Here is a 14,706-nt window from a genome sequence, read left to right on the forward strand (position 1 = left end):
TCCGGGCCGCCGCGCCACGTGGTGTGCGGGAGGCGGAAGATGAATGACGAAACCACCACGCCTGCGGTCGAGGAGGTCCCGAAGCTGATGATCGCGCTGGGGGTCTATGCGATCACCGGCTGCATACTGTTCATCTGCTCGATCCTGATCGCCGATTTCGTCGTCCCCGACCACGACTGGGTCGCCGACACGATCAGCGACCTCGGAGCCGGACGCTACGAGTTCATCGTCGATACCGGCATCTACGCGTTTTCCGCCTCGCTGATCGCGATCGCCCTGCTGGCCGCCCATGTGCATCTGGGCGGCTTGGGCTGGAGCCTCGGCACGGTCGGGTTCGCGCTGGCGGGCCTGATCGTGTTCCTGGTCGGGGCCCGCAACGAATACGGCGACAACGACAGCGAAGGCGTCGTCATCCACGTCTACCTCGTCTACGCCCTCGGGGTTCTGTTCGCCGCCGCACCTGCGCTGATGTCGCGTGGAGCCGGCCGTGCCGGTCCCGGGTACCGTCGCGCTCTGATCGGGCTCGCGGTGCTCTGGACGGTGTCTGCTCCCATCTTCTTCGTGCTGCCGACGGAAATCGACGGGATCTACGAGCGCTACCTCGGCCTTGTCGCCATGGCCGTCGTCGTGACCTTCGCCCGGCTCTTCATCGCCCGGGGACGCAAGCTCGGATAGCCGGGTCCGGCGCGGAGTCTTTTTGCGATTGCGGTTCCCCCCCGGGTCATGGGTAAATGCACCTGCCCCGACGGCACGCCAGAGGCGCGCCGGCAAGGCGATCCGGACACGGGTCGCGTGCGGCAGCATTTGAACACACGGCAGGAACGGCAGGCGCGCGTGCCCATCGAAACGAGGACGATCCGGGACACGCAGGAGGACGCGCGCACCCGAGTTGCGAACACCGGCGGAGCGTCATGCGCGGCGTGATCCCGCGCCAGGAGCGCACGGCCTCGGGCGTCTTCACGATGCTCTTGGCGGTCGTCTTTTTCACCTGCATCGACACGTCGGCGAAATGGCTCAATATCGCCGGCATCCCGGTGATGCAGATCGTCTTTGCCCGCTATGCCGGACACCTCGTCTATGCCGGGCTCTTCTACCTGCCGCAGGAGCGGCTTGCCGCGTTCCGGTCCAACGCCCCGGCCAAGCAGGTGCTGCGCTCGTTCTTCCTGTTCGGCAGCACGATCCTGAACTTCTGGGCTTTGAAATTCCTGCCGATCACCGTCACCACCACGATCGCGTTCGCCCAGCCCATCGCGATCACCGTGCTGGCCATCCCGATCCTCGGAGAGCAGGTCGGCCTGCGCCGCTTTCTTGCGGTCTGCGTGGGGTTCATCGGCGTGCTGGTCGTCGTCCAGCCGTGGAGCGCCGCCTTCCACCCGGCGATGTTCCTCAGCCTCACGACGCTCGGCCTTGCGGCGATGTATTTCGTGATGACGCGCATGCTGGCGGGCGTCGAGACCGACGCCACCCAGCAGATGTGGCCCAGCCTGCTGGCCACGCTGGTGCTTGCCCCCTTCGCCTGGCAGGTCTGGACCTGGCCCGAAACCGCGACGCAGTGGGCGGTCCTGTTCGCCATCGGCGGCTTCGGCGCGATCGGCCACATCCTGACCAACGTCGCGCACCGCTGGGCCGATGCCTCGATCCTCGCGCCGATGATCTACAGCCAGCTGTTTCTGGCCGCCGTCGCCGGCATCCTCGTCTTCGATACCTGGCCCACGGTCTGGACGCTCGGCGGCGGGCTGATCATCATCGGCTCAGGCCTCTACATCTGGCAGCGCGAGAAGGCGAAGGCTGGCAGCCCCGACTAACCGCGACCGATGTAGGGCATCGCCGAGGCCATCACGGTCATGAACTGCACGTTGGCCTCGAGCGGCAGCGAGGCCATGTGCAGCACCGAATCCGACACGTTGCTCACGTCCATCACCGGCTCGACCGCGATCGACCCGTCGGCCTGCGGCACGCCGGCGGTCATCTTCGAGGCCATGTCGGTCAGCGCATTGCCGATGTCGATCTGACCGCAGGCGATGTTGAAGGGACGGCCGTCGAGGCTGATGGTCTTGGTGAGGCCGGTGATCGCGTGCTTGGAGGCGGTGTAGGCCACCGAGCCCCAACGCGGAACGTAGGCCGAGACCGAACCGTTGTTGATGATACGCCCGCCCTGCGGATCCTGGTGGCGCATGATGCGGAACGCCGCGCGCGCCGCGATGAAGCTGCCGGTGAGGTTGATCTCGATCAGCTTGCGCCAGTCGCCGACGTCGATCTCGTCGATCGGCGCGCCGCCGAGGCTGACGCCCGCGTTGTTGAACAGCGCGTCGAGATGGCCCCATTCGCCCGTCGCCTTGTCGAAGGCGGCATCGACCTCCGCCTCGTCGGTCACATCGCAGGGCAGCACCAGCGCGTGTTCGTTGCCTGCCGCCGTTTCCTGCAGCGGGCCTTCGCGGCGTCCGACGAGGCCGACGCGCCAGCCCGCGTCCAGGAAGGCGTTCGCGGTGGCGCGCCCCACGCCGCTGCCGGCACCGGTGATCAGGATCGATTTCATGAGTGTCTCCTTGGATGTCTCGCGACGTGGGGCCCTGGGCCTCAGGTCGCCTTCGCGAAGGCGCTCTTCGCCCCCGCAGATTCCTGTGTCTTGAAGATGGAACTGCTGTCCGGCGCCGGCGGCAGCGGCATGACGACGGGCACCTGTTCGACCCGGGGCGTCAGGCAGGGTTTGCCGGTGATCGTGCGGTCCTGCAGATCCTCCCAGAACCTGCGCTGGCCCAGCGCGTGGAAATAGCTGTTCGAGCCGAGGATCGGCCAGGCGTCAGCCCTGGCGATCTCGTAGAACAGGATGCGCCGCGCGCGGTCGCTGACGTTCGGGGCCGAGCCGTGCAGGATGCGGGTGTGATGCACGGTCATGCTGCCGGCCTTGCCGGTCAGGGTGACGATCCTGTCCTTCTTGAACTGCGGATCGTCGGGGTCGATGGCCCCGGCGAACACGCCGTTGACATGATGGCTGAGGATCGGCCCGCGATGGCTGCCCGGCACCACCATCAGCGGGCCGTTGTCGGCGTCGACATCCTCGAGCATCAGGCCGAAAGCCAGCAGATCGTCGTTGGTGTGCGGGTAGAAATGCCAGTCCTGGTGCCATTCCACGGCCGCCCCGCCGCCGGGTGCCTTGGTGTTGAGCTTCGAGGTCAGCAGCGTCGTGTCCGGCCCGAGCAGGTCATGCAGCACCTCGGTCATGCGCAAGTTGCGCAGAACCTCCCAGTAGAACGGATCGCGCTTGTGCGGCAGCTTGATGCGCGTGAGGCGCGGAGTGTCCGGCCCGTGGCCCGCGTCGAGATCGTAGACCTCGTTGCTTTCGCGCACGTCCCGCGAGGCGTCGATCAACCCGTTGGTGATCTCGCGCAGCCGCGCAAGCTCGTCCGGCGTCACCACGTCCTCGACCAGCAGGTAGCCGTTCTCGGCGTAAAACTCCTTGTCGGCCTCGCTCAGCATGTCCGGTCCTCCCTCCCTAGCGGCCCTTCTTCGCCTCTTCCTCCATGTCGACCCCGCACAGCCGCGCGACGTGATCCGAGATCATCGGCACGTAATCCTGGCCCTTCCCGATCGCCTCGACATGGGCAAAATACTGCAACGCGGCCGAGGACATGACGTTGACCATGCCCGCCTCCATCGCCATCGCGTTGACATAGCGCAGGTCCTTGGCGGCATTGGCGACCGCGAACTTGTGCGCGTCGCGGTCCCGGTCGACGGTATAGCGCATGAACGTGTCGAAAAACCCGTTTGCCAGACGGCTCGACCCGATCACGTCGCGGAACTGTGCCGGCGCGATACCCGCCTTGGCGCCAAGCACCGTCGCCTCGGCGTAAAGCGAAGCATATCCCATCGAGACAAAGTTCATCAGAAGCTTCATCTTGTGGCCGTTCCCGGTGGGGCCCATGTGATTGACGTTGCCGCCCCAGCAGTCGATCACGGGGCGGATCTTGTCGAAGGTCGCCGGGTCGCAGCCCACCATGACGTCGAGCGTGCCTTCCTCGGCTTCCTTGGGCGTGCGGCCCAGCGGCGCGTCGACCATCGTGGCACCCTTGCCTGCCAGTTCCTCGGCCAGTGCCAGCGTCGAGTTCGGATCCGCGGTCGAGGCGTCGATCACGATCAGCCCCTCGCGCGCGCCGGCGAGAATGCCGTCGGGGCCGCGGATGACGCCTTCGACCTGCGGGCTGTTCGACAGGCAGATGTGGATGATGTCGCATTGCTGCGCCATTTCCTTCGGCGACGTGGCCTCGGTCGCGCCCATGCCCACGAGGTCGTCGACCGGCGCGCGGTTGCGGTTGCCCTTGACCACCAGCGGATAGCCCGCCTGCAGGAGGTTCTTCGCCATGCCGTGGCCCATGAGGCCCACGCCGATGAAGCCGATGACCGGTTTGTCGCTCATGTCTTTTCCTTTCAGATGCTTGCCGTGATCCCGCCGTCGACGAAGATCGTCTGGCCGTTCACGAAACTGGAGGCCGCCGAGGCCAGGAAAACGCAGGCGCCGACCAGCTCCTCGACACGGCCCCAGCGCCCGGCGGGCGTGCGCTTTTCCAGCCAGGCGCTGAACTCGGGGTCCGCGACCAGAGCGGCGTTGAGCGGCGTATCGAAATAGCCCGGCGCGATGGCGTTGCAGTTGAGCCCGTGCTTCGCCCAGTCGGTCGCCATGCCCTTGGTCAGGTTGGCGACCGCCCCTTTCGACGCCGTGTAGGGCGCGATGCCGGGTCGGGCAAGTGCCGTCTGAACGCTGGCGATATTGATGATCCGCCCAGCCCCGCGCGGGATCATGTGTCGCGCGACGGCCTGGCCGACATAGAAGGCCGAGTTGAGATTGGTGCGCATCAGCCGGTCGAAGGCCTCGACCGGGAACTCTTCGAGCGGCGTGCGATGCTGCATCCCGGCGTTGTTGACAAGGATGTCGATGGGTCCGGTGCCGGCCTCGAACGCGTCGATCTGTGCACGTACGGCCTCGGCGTCCGTGACGTCGAAAACCAGCGTGTCCACCTCTGCGCCCGCGTCGCGCAGGCCTTGTGCCGCCTGTTCCAGCCGCTCGGCGTCGCGCGCGTTCAGGACCACCCGTGCGCCCGCCTCGGACAGGCCGCGCGCCAGTGCGAGGCCAATTCCCATGGAGGAACCGGTTACCAGCGCGCGCCGGCCGGTCAGGTCGAAGAGTTGCATGCATCCTCCCTGCGGGCGGCGCGGTGTTGACAACATCCGGCAAACCCACTTTGGTCAAAATGGTATACCATTCAAGGGCCGATGCAAGCACTCCGGCGGAGGAATTCCCCATGAAAGCACTCTTTGCCCACGCGGCGCATGACCTGCGCCTGGCCGACCTGCCGCGCGAGGAACCAGGCCCGGGCGAAGTCGTCGTCCGGATGCTGCGCGGCGGGATCTGCGGTTCCGACCTGCACTATTTTCACAACGGCGGCTTCGGCAGCGTCCGGCTGCGCGAGCCGATGATCCTCGGCCATGAGGTCGCCGGCGAGATCTCCGCCGTTGGGCCGGAACTCAGCGGGCTTTCGGCAGGCGATCTCGTCGCGGTTTCTCCGTCCCGGCCCTGCGGCGCCTGCATCGAATGCCTGCGCGGATTGCCGAACCAGTGCCTCGACATGCGCTTTTACGGCTCGGCCATGCCGTTCCCGCACATCCAGGGCGCCTTTCGCGAAGAAATCGTCGCGCAGGCGGCGCAATGCGTGAAGGCGGATGGGCTGAGCCCGGCAGAGGCGGCAATGGCCGAACCGCTCTCGGTCTGCCTGCACGGCGTCGGGCAGGCCGGAAAGACCCTGGGCAAGCGCGTCCTCGTCACCGGCTGCGGCCCCATCGGCGTGTTGGTGATCCTCGTCGCGCGCCGCGCCGGTGCGTCCGAGATCGTCGCCACCGACATCGCCGACAACGTGCTCGACTTCGCCCGCGCGGCCGGGGCGGACGTGGTGCTGAACACCGCGCGCGACCCCGAGGCGCTCGAGCCCTACCGGCAGGGCAAGGGCACGCTCGACATCCATTTCGAATGCTCGGGCGCCGAGGCGGCCCTGGCCGCGGGCCTCGCCTGCCTGCGCCCGCGCGGCACCTGCGTGCAACTGGGCCTGTCGGGCGACATGAGCGTGCCGATGATGATGCTGACGGCCAAGGAAATCGACCTAGTCGGCTCATTCCGCTTCCACGAAGAATTCGCGGTCGCGGTCCGGATGATGCAGACCGGGCTGATCGACGTGAAACCGCTGTTGACCCACACCTACCCGCTGGCCGAGTTCGAAACCGCTTTCGCCACCGCATCGGACCGCAGCAAGGCGATGAAGGTGCAACTGGACTTTGCCGCGTGCTGACCTTCGCCGCGGCGGTCTTCCTGCTGCTCGTCACCCCCGGACCCGGCGTGCTGACCACCGCGGGCTTCGGCGCAGCCTACGGGTTCCGCCCGTCGCTGGGCTATGTTCTCGGCCTCTTTCTGGGCACCAACATGGTGATGCTGGCGGTGATCAGCGGCCTTGCGGCGGTGGTGCTGTCGATCCCCTGGCTGCGCACCGTGCTGATGGCGGTCTCGGTCGCCTACCTGCTCTATCTCGCCGCGCGCATCGCCTTCGCCGGCTCGCGCATCGCCTTCGTCGAGGCCAAGACGCCGCCCGGCCTCGTCGGCGGGCTGGCGCTGCAGGCGATCAATCCCAAGGCCTACGCGGTGAACACCTCGCTGTTCACCGGCTTCGGCTTCGCGCCCGGCAACCTCGGTTTCGAGATCGCCGCCAAGGTGGTGATCCTCAACGGCATCTGGATCCCGATCCACCTCGCCTGGCTCTGGGCCGGGGTCACGCTGCACCGGCTCGACCTGCCGGACCGGACCCAGCGCGCCATCAATGTCGGGATGGCGCTGGCAATGCTGGCGGTGGTCTTCCTTGCGATCTGGTCCGCGGCCTGACGCTCGGTCAGTTGACCGGTGTCAGCAGGTCCTTGCCGGCGAGGAAGGCCGTCACGTTGTCGCGCTGCAATTGGCCCATCGCGGCGCGGGTCTCGACCGTGCCCGAGCCCTGGTGCGGCTGGATCACCACGTTGTCGAGGTCGTAGAACCGCGCGTCGATGTCGGGTTCGTTCAGGAACACGTCAAGCGCCGCACCGGCGATCTTGCCCTGTTCCAGAGCGTCAAGCATCGCCGCCTCGTCGATGGTCGTCCCGCGCGAGATGTTGACGATAATCCCGCGCGGCCCCAGCGCCTCGATCACCTCCTTCGAGACGAATTTCTCGGTGTCCGGGCCGCCGACAAGGGCCACGACGAGGTAATCGACCGCCTTGGCCAGCGACACCGGGTCGGCATGGTAGGTCCAGCCCGGCGTCTCCTTTTCGGAGCGCGCGAAGTAGTGGATTTCCATCTTGAAGGCCGCGAGCCTGTCGGCGATGTCCCGGCCGATCCGGCCGAGCCCCACGATGCCCGCCACGCCGCCGCTGACCTTGCGGTTGAGACGGTACTCGCCCTTGTCCTTCCACTGGCCGGAGCGCGCCCATTCCGAGGCCTGACGCATCTCGCGGCCCTGCATGATCAGCATGGCGACGGCAAGATCGGCGACATCGTCGTTCAGAACGTCCGGCGTGTTCGTGACCTTGACGCCGCGCGCGCTGGCCGCGTCTATGTCGATGGCGTCATAGCCGACTCCGTAATTCGCGATCAGCCCGAGATTGGGCAGCAGGTCCATCTGCGCCGGGCCGAAAGGCTTGTGGCCCTTGAAGGCCACCGCCCGGATCGCCTCGCGCTGCCCCGGTTCGAGACCGTCGAGATCGTCCGTGGAGCCGATGAAGACCGCGCTCTTCTCTTGCAGCGCCTTTTGGTCTTCGTCGCTGTAATTGCCGATGGCGAGTGTGTCGGCCATGTGCTGCTCCTGCCCTGGTGTTCGTGTCGGCGGCACGATCAGGCGCATCGCGCCGCGTGTCAACCAAGCGGCGCGCGCAGATCGTCCAGCCAGCCCAGGCTGGCGTCGGTGTCGCCGCCGGGCTTGTACTCGGCGCCGATCGGCGCATCCCATCCCAGATCGTGCAGAACGCCGAGGATGTGGCGGTAATCGAGCTCGCCGTGATCCGGCGCGCCGCGGTCGGGCACGGCTGCGATCTGGATGTGCCCGATCTGCGGCATCAGCCGTTCCAGCCGGTGGCTCACGTCGCCTTCCATCAGCTGCACATGGTAGCAGTCGAACATCAGCTTGAGGTTCCCGGCACCCACGGTCTTGATGATGTCCGCCGCCTGCGTCGTGGTGGTCAGGAAGTATCCCGGCGCGTCGTAGCGGTTGAGAGGCTCGATCAGGATCGTGACCCCGTGCGCCGCGGCGGCATCGCAGGCATATTCAATGTTCGCAATGTACGTGTCGCGGGCCTCCCGGCCTTCCGAGAACCCTGCCATGACGTGAATATTGCGCGTACCCGTGGCTGCGGCATAGACGATGGCCGCGTCGACGGCCGCGCGCGCCTCTGTCCCGCGCCCGGGCAGCGCCGCAAGGCCGTTCTCGCCCGCCGCGACATCGCCGCGCGAGGTGTTGAGGCCGAGCATGGTGAGGCCGGTCTCTTCCAGGGCAGCGACGGTTTCGGACGTCGGCACGACATAGGGCCAGTGGCATTCCACGGCATCGAACCCCGCCGTCTTTGCAGCGCGGATGGCATCGGGCAGGCTGCGGTCGGTCCAGAGCAAGCCGAGGTTGGCCGAGAACTTCATGCCTCCCACTCCACGTCGAAGGCCGTGACCACGTCCCTGACCTGCGCCTCGGTCAGCTGCCGTGCCGGGATCCCGCGCAAGAGCATGGCAAGTCGCGCGGTCTCTTCCAGCTCCTCGATGGCGTTGCAGGCGGCCTCCACGTCCTTGCCGGCCACGACGGGACCGTGGTTGGCCAGCATCACGGCGCTGCGCTTGCCGGCTAGCCCGCGCACCGCCTCGCCCATCGCCGGATCGCCCGGCACGAAGAACGGCAGCAGCTTGACCCGGCCCAGCTTCATCACCGCGTAGGGCGTCAGCGGCGGCAGGAAATCGTCCGCGTCCGCGTTTGGCATCAGCGACCACGCCACCGCGTGAGACGAATGCAGATGCACCACCGCTCCGGCGCTGGAGCGCGTGTCGTAAAAGGCCGTGTGCAGCGGCATCTCCTTGGTCGGCGGGTCGCCCTCGACCAACTGGCCGGCCGCATCGAAGCGCGACAGGCGCCCCGGGTCGAGCCGTCCGAAGGAAGTGCCGGTGGGCGAGACCAGAAGCCCTCCGTCGGGCAGTCGCGCCGAGATGTTGCCGGTCGACCCGAAGGTCAGACCACGGTCGAACATCGATTTTGCCAGCAGGCAGATCGTCTCGCGCAGGCGGGTTTCTTCGGTCATCGCTCGTCCAGTTTCTCCAGCGCGCCTTGGAAGAAGTCCTCGGTGCCGAAATTGCCGGATTTCAGCGCCAGGGCGATCTCCGCACCCGCCGAATTGCAGTAACACCACGGCACGCCGGGGGCGATCTCGGCGCCAATGTCAAGCCGCGCGACGCCAAGCGCACCCGTCACCGCGCCCGAGGTTTCTCCGCCCGCCACCACGAAGCGGCGCGCGCCGAGATCGCGTGCCAGAACGGCAAGTTCGGCCAGCGCGTCCTCGACAAGCGTCCCGGCGCGCGCCACGCCGAGCGCGTCCTGTGCCGCCCGGACGTCGTCGGGATCGGCGCTGGCATAGACCAGCGGTGCCTGCGTCAGGTCCTGCGCCTGCAGCCAGTCCCGGGCCGGCCCGATCCCGTCGCGGTCCAAGTCCTCGGGGCGCAGTCGAAAGCCGGGCCGGCCCGCGTCTAGAAAGCTGCGCACCTGCGCCCGGGTCATCGCCGAACAGCTGCCCGACGCCACGAAGGCCTCGGGCGCGAGTCGCGGCTGTTCGGGACGCGACGCGCCTTCCCGGAGCTTGCCGGTCTCAGCCAGAAGGTCGGGCAGCGGCATCGCCACGGCCGACCCCCCGGTCATCAGCGCCATGTCACGGCAGGCACGTGCAATGGCGTCGAGGTCGGCATCCGCCACAGCGTCGACGACCACGTGTGCGATATCCTGTCCTGCCAGCCGGTCGAGTTCGGCCCGGATCGCCTCCGCGCCCTGCGCGACGCAAAGCCGGTCCACCAGCCCGACCTTGCCGGTCACTTGCGGCTCCAGAAGGCGCATCAGGTTGCTGTCGCGCATCGGCGTCAGCGGATGGTCCTTCATCGGGCTTTCGGCCAATGGTTGGCGTCCGACGAAGAGGTTGCCCATGAAGATCGACCGGCCATTCTCAGGGAAGGCCGGGCAGTAGATCGTCTGGCGCGCGCCGAGGCGGTCCATCAGCGCTTCGCTCACGGGGCCGATGTTGCCCTCCGGCGTGGAATCGAAGGTCGAGCAGTATTTCCAGAAGAACCGCTCGGCCCCTGCCGCGCGCAACCAGTCGAGCGCAGCACAGGCCTCGGCCACGGCCGTGTCGACCGGCGCGGTCCGGATCTTGAGGGCGATCACCTCGAACGGCGCCGGGTCGTCCGACGGCCCTTCGGGCAGGCCGATCCGAAGCGATACCTTCCGCCCGCTGCGCGCCAGCAAACCGGCAAGGTCCGTGGCCCCGGTGAAGTCGTCGGCTATGCAGCCCAGCAGAGTACTCATGCCGTGCTGTCCGCCTCGCCGGGCAGCGTCAGCCCGGCGTTGCGGGCGTAGACCTTGGCGACGGCGGCGTCGTCCTCGTGCCCCAGCCCCATGTCGGCGGCGGCGACGAACTGCTGAAGGGCAGCGGCCGCGACGGGCGCGTCGAACTGCGCGTCGCGCGCGATGTCGAGCACTATGCCGAGATCCTTGGGCCAGATGTTGACCGAGCTCAACGGCGTGTAGTCACCGGCGACGATATGCGGCGTGCGGTTCTCCAGCATCCAGCTTGTGCCCGCGCTCTTCGAAATCACCTCGAGGAAAGTTTGGGGGGCGATACCCTGCGACAGGCCGAAGGTCAGCGCCTCTGCCATGCTGGCCAGATGCACTCCGGCCAGCAGCTGGTTGGTAGCCTTCATCGCCGAGCCGGGGCCGGCGGCATCACCCAGTTCGAACACGGTGGTCGAGACCGCGTCGAGCACCGGGCGGGCCGCAGCAAAGGCCTTGGACGTGCCCGAGGCCATCACGGTCAGCTCGCCACTCGCCGCCTTGCCGGCGCCACCGGAAATCGGGGCATCGAGATAGAGTACGCCATGTTCGGCACAGCGCCTCTCCATCGTCCGCGCGAAATCCGGCGCGACGGTGGCGCAGGACAGCACGACCGCGCCGGGGCTGAGCGCCGGTACCACGCCGTCGGTTCCGAAAAGGATCGTTTCGGTCTGCGCGGCGTTCAGCACGACGCTGACCACCGCGTCGAGCTCGGAGGCCATCTCGGCAAGTGTCGCCTCCGCGCCGCCTTCCGCGCGGAACCGCGCGACCTTTTCGGCGTCGACATCGCATCCGACAACGGTGTGACCCGCCTTCAGCGCATTGGCCGCAAGGCCATATCCCATCGACCCCAACCCGATGACCGCGATGTTTGGCATGTCCGTTTCTCCCCCGTCTTTCCAGCGCCTTCCGGTCGGGCGCGCGCCGCCCTACACTGCCGGTCCACGGCGTTGAATCAACAGAAAAAAGACTTGGGCATCAGTCGTCCTGCTCTTGCGACTCCACGCGGCGCAGCATGAACCCGCGGTTGCGGATGGTCTGGATCTCGACGCCGAAATCCGACAGCGGCGCCAGTTTCTTGCGCAGATACCCGATGTAGACATCCACCACGTTTTCCGACGACGTCCCCTCCTGCGCCCAGAGCGCATCGAAGATCGCGCCGCGAGACAGGACATCGCCACGGTGCCGATCGAGCATCTCTATCAAGGCAAACTCTCGCTCGGTCAGGTGTTCGGTCCGGTCCTGCCCTTGCACCGCCCGGGCCGCACGTTCGAGCCTGAACGCAGGGCGCGGCTGCGCGCTGGCGCGGCGCTCCTGCACCTGCAGGCGTGCCACCAGCTCGTCGAAGGCGAAGGGTTTCACGATGTAGTCGTCCGCACCAGCCTGGAGGCCGGCCGCCCGGTCCTCGACTTCGGCAAGCGCCGAGAGCATCAGGATCGGCTTTTCGTTGCCGGATCGACGCAGGCGTTCGACGAGGTCGATCCCGCTGAGCGGGCCGAGCATCACGTCGACGATCGCGGCGGACACCTCGGGCGCCGCGAACCGCGTCTCGGCGCCTTCGATGGTGGTCTCGGTCAAGGTGGCGTAACCGTGCATCCGCAGCCCCCGCGACAGGGCATCGGTGATCTCGGGGTCGTCGTCGACGATCAGGATGGTGGGCTGCGTCATGCGGCCGAGACTATGCGCTGTGAAGCGGTAGAAAAACCGTTACCAAAGTCCCGGGCGCGTCTCCCAGCCGGAGTTCCGCGGGCACGGGGCTGTCGATCTCTAGCCGCCCCCCCTGTTGCTCGATGATCCATGTCGCGAAAGCCAGCCCGATGCCGAAGCCGCCGGGCTTCGGCGCGCCGGGCGCCTGCACGAACCGGCGCGTGACGGCGCTCAGCTCGCCGGGCGGGATCCCGCGGCCGTTGTCGATCACCCGCAAGGCGGCCGTGTCGCCCGTGCGCTCGGCCGACAGCCTGATTCGGCGGCCCTCGCGGGCGTGGCGCACGGCATTCTCGATCAACCCGGTTGCCACCTGGCGCACCCAGTTCGGATCGCCGGTCACGGGCAGGTCCGCCCCGGGATCGAGTACGGCCTCCATTCCGTTTGCGGCGACGATGCTGCGCATATCGTCGAGCGCGGCCGCCGCCGCGTCGCGCAGATCGAAGCGTTCGGCCTCCATGTTCAAAAGCCCCGACTCGGACCGCGCGATGCGCAGCAGATCGTCGATGCGCCTGTTGAGCCGGCGCGCCCGGTTCCGGATCGTGCCATAGGGACCGTCGGCCGGGGCCCCGGCTTTCAGGGCAAGATCGGCCTCCATCAGGATAACCGTCAAAGGGGTGCGCAACTCATGGCTGACGTCGGCGAAAAAGCGGCGGCGGTCCTCGTCGATCTTCTCAAGTGCAGCGTTGGCGCGGCGCAGCTCGTCGGTGCGCATGTCGATGGTCTGATTGAGCCGCCCCCATTCGGCGTCGACCTCGGAGCGGCGCTGCGCCAGCGCCGCGGCCATGGCATTCGTCGCCTTGAAAATCCCGCCGATCTCGTCGTTCTCATGCGACGGCAGATCTACGGCGAAGTCTCCCGCCCCGATCCGCTGCGCGGCCTGCCGAAGCCGGTCGAGCCGCGACAGCTGCGGCCGGACGAGCGCGAGGTAGAAGGCGCTGACCAGCAGTAGCGCAAGCAGCCCGACGGCAACCGCGACCCGGGTCAGGCGACTGCGCAGCGCGCCGATCTCGGCGATGGCCGCATCCCGCACCCTGCGTTCCTCGGTGATGGCGGCGTTGAGCAGCGGGTCGAAGCCGATCGAAAAGGCGTTGATCTGCCCTTGCAGCCTTGCCGCATGAAGTTCCGAGTCAAGCGTCGGATCGACCGAGCGGAACCGGTCGAGCGTCGTCTCGACCAGCGCCTCCATGCGCGCGATCCCGATGCTTTGCGTGGCGCGGCGCGACTGCGCGTCGAGCCCTTCGCCGGCCGCTTCGCCGACCTCGGCCTCGAGATCGCTCCGAATCGCGTCGAAGCTGCGCCCGATGCCCTCGGCAAGCCCCGAGACGCGGCCCTGCCGGGTTTCGGCATCGATACCGGACTGCGCGATCTCGTATAGCACCACGATCAGCGATCCGACCTGGTTCGCGAGATCGGAGAAGCGTTGAATATGACGCTCGGCCTCGACCGCCGTCTCGACCTGCCGCGACAGGCGTCCCATCCCGTAGATGGTCAGGCCGCTGGCCAGAACCGCGATCAGGCCGATCAGCCCGGCACCGACGGCCAGCCGTGCGCGCAGCGAACCGCGCAGGCCGCGGCCGTCATCGCGTTGCGCGCCTCCGTTCGCTTCATCTTGCTGTCGCGGCATCGCGCAAGCATAGGCCGCGCGACGGAAGGCTGCCAATACGGACCGTGGTATCGCCGGCGGACACGCAGGGTTCAGAGCGTGTCGAGAAAGCCCCGGATGGCGTCACAGGCGAAATCGAGGATCGCATCGTCCCTGAGCAGACCGTCCTCGACCTTCTTTCTGGCGCTGGTCACGACGACCTCCTTGACCGGGTAGACCTTCGACAACATCCCGCTCAGGATGTATTTCAGATGCGCCTGCGCCCGAACCCCGCCCAGCGCGCCGCCGGAGATCGAGATCACGAAACAGTTCTTGCCGGTGAAGGGCGCATCGAAGGCCGGGCGCGAACCCCAGTCGATGGCATTCTTCAGCACACCGGGGATCGAGTAGTTGTATTCAGGCGTCACGAAAATGACCCCGTCCGCGTCGGAAACGGCCTTCTGGAACGCGGCGACATTCGGGTCCTCGGTCAGGTCGGCGTTGTAAAGCGGCAGGGTGCCGATGTCCGCGAACTCGAACAGCGCCTCGTCCTGCATGCGCTCGCGGATCGCCTTGGCCGTGGCGCGCGAGGCCGAAGCCGCGCGAAGGCTGCCGGGGATGAGCAGAATGCGTTTCATCGAAATCCTTTCCATGTCGGTCTGATCTGAGGTGCTAGCCCGATTGCCCGGCCCGGCAACCGGCGACCGGTCCGCGCGACTGCGGCCTTGCGGCGCAGCTTTGCGGTCGCAAGCGACCTCGCGCACTCAGACACGCCCCAATTTC

16 protein-coding genes are annotated in these 14,706 nt (G+C 67.4%); 4 read left to right on the forward strand and 12 right to left on the reverse strand.

Annotated elements, in window-relative coordinates:
- Positions 1 to 39 precede the first annotated feature (39 nt).
- Together R5H30_RS12385 and R5H30_RS12390 are read left to right on the forward strand one after the other, a co-directional pair.
- Positions 40 to 675 carry a DUF998 domain-containing protein gene (locus R5H30_RS12385; protein ID WP_318328701.1) on the forward strand — a complete coding sequence of 212 codons (636 nt, stop codon included), beginning with the start codon at positions 40 to 42 and terminating at the stop codon, positions 673 to 675.
- Positions 676 to 911: 236 nt separating this feature from the next.
- Positions 912 to 1,805, forward strand: a complete 894-nt coding sequence (locus R5H30_RS12390) for a DMT family transporter (protein WP_318328702.1) — start codon at positions 912 to 914, stop codon at positions 1,803 to 1,805.
- On the opposite strand, the gene R5H30_RS12395 is transcribed toward R5H30_RS12390, so the two are convergent.
- Genes R5H30_RS12395 through R5H30_RS12410 form a run of 4 tightly spaced genes read right to left on the reverse strand, consistent with a single transcriptional unit; the run spans position 1,802 to position 5,187 of the window.
- Positions 1,802 to 2,536 (reverse strand): SDR family oxidoreductase, encoded by a 735-nt coding sequence (locus tag R5H30_RS12395; RefSeq protein WP_318328703.1) that lies wholly within the window; start codon positions 2,534 to 2,536, stop codon positions 1,802 to 1,804. The two genes, R5H30_RS12390 and R5H30_RS12395, sit on opposite strands and share 4 nt — an antisense overlap.
- A gap of 41 nt (positions 2,537 to 2,577) precedes the next feature.
- The gene (locus tag R5H30_RS12400; RefSeq protein WP_318328704.1) at positions 2,578 to 3,477 is read right to left on the reverse strand and encodes a phytanoyl-CoA dioxygenase family protein; all 900 of its coding nucleotides are present in this window, start codon (positions 3,475 to 3,477) and stop codon (positions 2,578 to 2,580) included.
- A gap of 16 nt (positions 3,478 to 3,493) precedes the next feature.
- Positions 3,494 to 4,414: an NAD(P)-dependent oxidoreductase gene (locus tag R5H30_RS12405; protein WP_318328705.1), complete on the reverse strand. Its 921-nt coding sequence runs from the start codon at positions 4,412 to 4,414 to the stop codon at positions 3,494 to 3,496.
- Between the two features lie 11 nt (positions 4,415 to 4,425).
- Positions 4,426 to 5,187 carry an SDR family oxidoreductase gene (locus tag R5H30_RS12410; RefSeq protein WP_318328706.1) on the reverse strand — a complete coding sequence of 254 codons (762 nt, stop codon included), beginning with the start codon at positions 5,185 to 5,187 and terminating at the stop codon, positions 4,426 to 4,428.
- Positions 5,188 to 5,297: 110 nt separating this feature from the next.
- Between R5H30_RS12410 and R5H30_RS12415 the strand changes: the two genes are divergently transcribed.
- Positions 5,298 to 6,335 (forward strand): L-idonate 5-dehydrogenase, encoded by a 1,038-nt coding sequence (locus R5H30_RS12415; protein WP_318328707.1) that lies wholly within the window; start codon positions 5,298 to 5,300, stop codon positions 6,333 to 6,335.
- Positions 6,329 to 6,919, forward strand: a complete 591-nt coding sequence (locus R5H30_RS12420; protein WP_318328708.1) for a LysE family translocator — start codon at positions 6,329 to 6,331, stop codon at positions 6,917 to 6,919. The genes R5H30_RS12415 and R5H30_RS12420 overlap by 7 nt, the downstream gene beginning before the upstream one ends.
- Before the next feature lie 7 nt (positions 6,920 to 6,926).
- Here the strand turns inward: R5H30_RS12420 and R5H30_RS12425 are convergent, their stop codons facing one another.
- From R5H30_RS12425 to R5H30_RS12460, 8 genes are all read right to left on the reverse strand, one after another.
- On the reverse strand, positions 6,927 to 7,862 hold the full coding sequence (locus tag R5H30_RS12425) for a 2-hydroxyacid dehydrogenase (RefSeq protein ID WP_318328709.1): 936 nt from the start codon (positions 7,860 to 7,862) through the stop codon (positions 6,927 to 6,929).
- Positions 7,863 to 7,921: 59 nt separating this feature from the next.
- Positions 7,922 to 8,695, reverse strand: a complete 774-nt coding sequence (locus R5H30_RS12430; RefSeq protein ID WP_318328711.1) for a hydroxypyruvate isomerase family protein — start codon at positions 8,693 to 8,695, stop codon at positions 7,922 to 7,924.
- Entirely contained in the window at positions 8,692 to 9,342 is a 651-nt protein-coding gene (gene otnC, locus R5H30_RS12435; RefSeq protein ID WP_318328712.1) for a 3-oxo-tetronate 4-phosphate decarboxylase, read from the reverse strand. Before otnC ends, R5H30_RS12430 begins: the two co-directional genes overlap by 4 nt.
- Positions 9,339 to 10,610: a 3-oxo-tetronate kinase gene (gene otnK / locus R5H30_RS12440; protein ID WP_318328713.1), complete on the reverse strand. Its 1,272-nt coding sequence runs from the start codon at positions 10,608 to 10,610 to the stop codon at positions 9,339 to 9,341. The genes otnC and otnK overlap by 4 nt, the downstream gene beginning before the upstream one ends.
- Positions 10,607 to 11,512, reverse strand: a complete 906-nt coding sequence (gene ltnD, locus R5H30_RS12445; RefSeq protein WP_318328714.1) for an L-threonate dehydrogenase — start codon at positions 11,510 to 11,512, stop codon at positions 10,607 to 10,609. Before ltnD ends, otnK begins: the two co-directional genes overlap by 4 nt.
- Before the next feature lie 100 nt (positions 11,513 to 11,612).
- Positions 11,613 to 12,302, reverse strand: a complete 690-nt coding sequence (locus R5H30_RS12450) for a response regulator transcription factor (protein ID WP_318328715.1) — start codon at positions 12,300 to 12,302, stop codon at positions 11,613 to 11,615.
- Positions 12,303 to 12,312: 10 nt separating this feature from the next.
- Positions 12,313 to 13,965, reverse strand: coding sequence for a sensor histidine kinase (locus R5H30_RS12455; protein WP_318328716.1), 1,653 nt, complete (start codon positions 13,963 to 13,965; stop codon positions 12,313 to 12,315).
- Between the two features lie 71 nt (positions 13,966 to 14,036).
- A complete protein-coding gene (locus tag R5H30_RS12460; protein WP_318328717.1) occupies positions 14,037 to 14,561 on the reverse strand; it encodes an NADPH-dependent FMN reductase in 525 nt (174 codons plus the stop codon).
- Between the last annotated feature and the right edge of the window lie 145 nt (positions 14,562 to 14,706).

Source organism: Roseobacter sp. FCG-D35, from assembly GCF_033436665.1.
In the GTDB taxonomy this organism is placed as follows: Bacteria; Pseudomonadota; Alphaproteobacteria; order Rhodobacterales; family Rhodobacteraceae; genus JAWQFO01.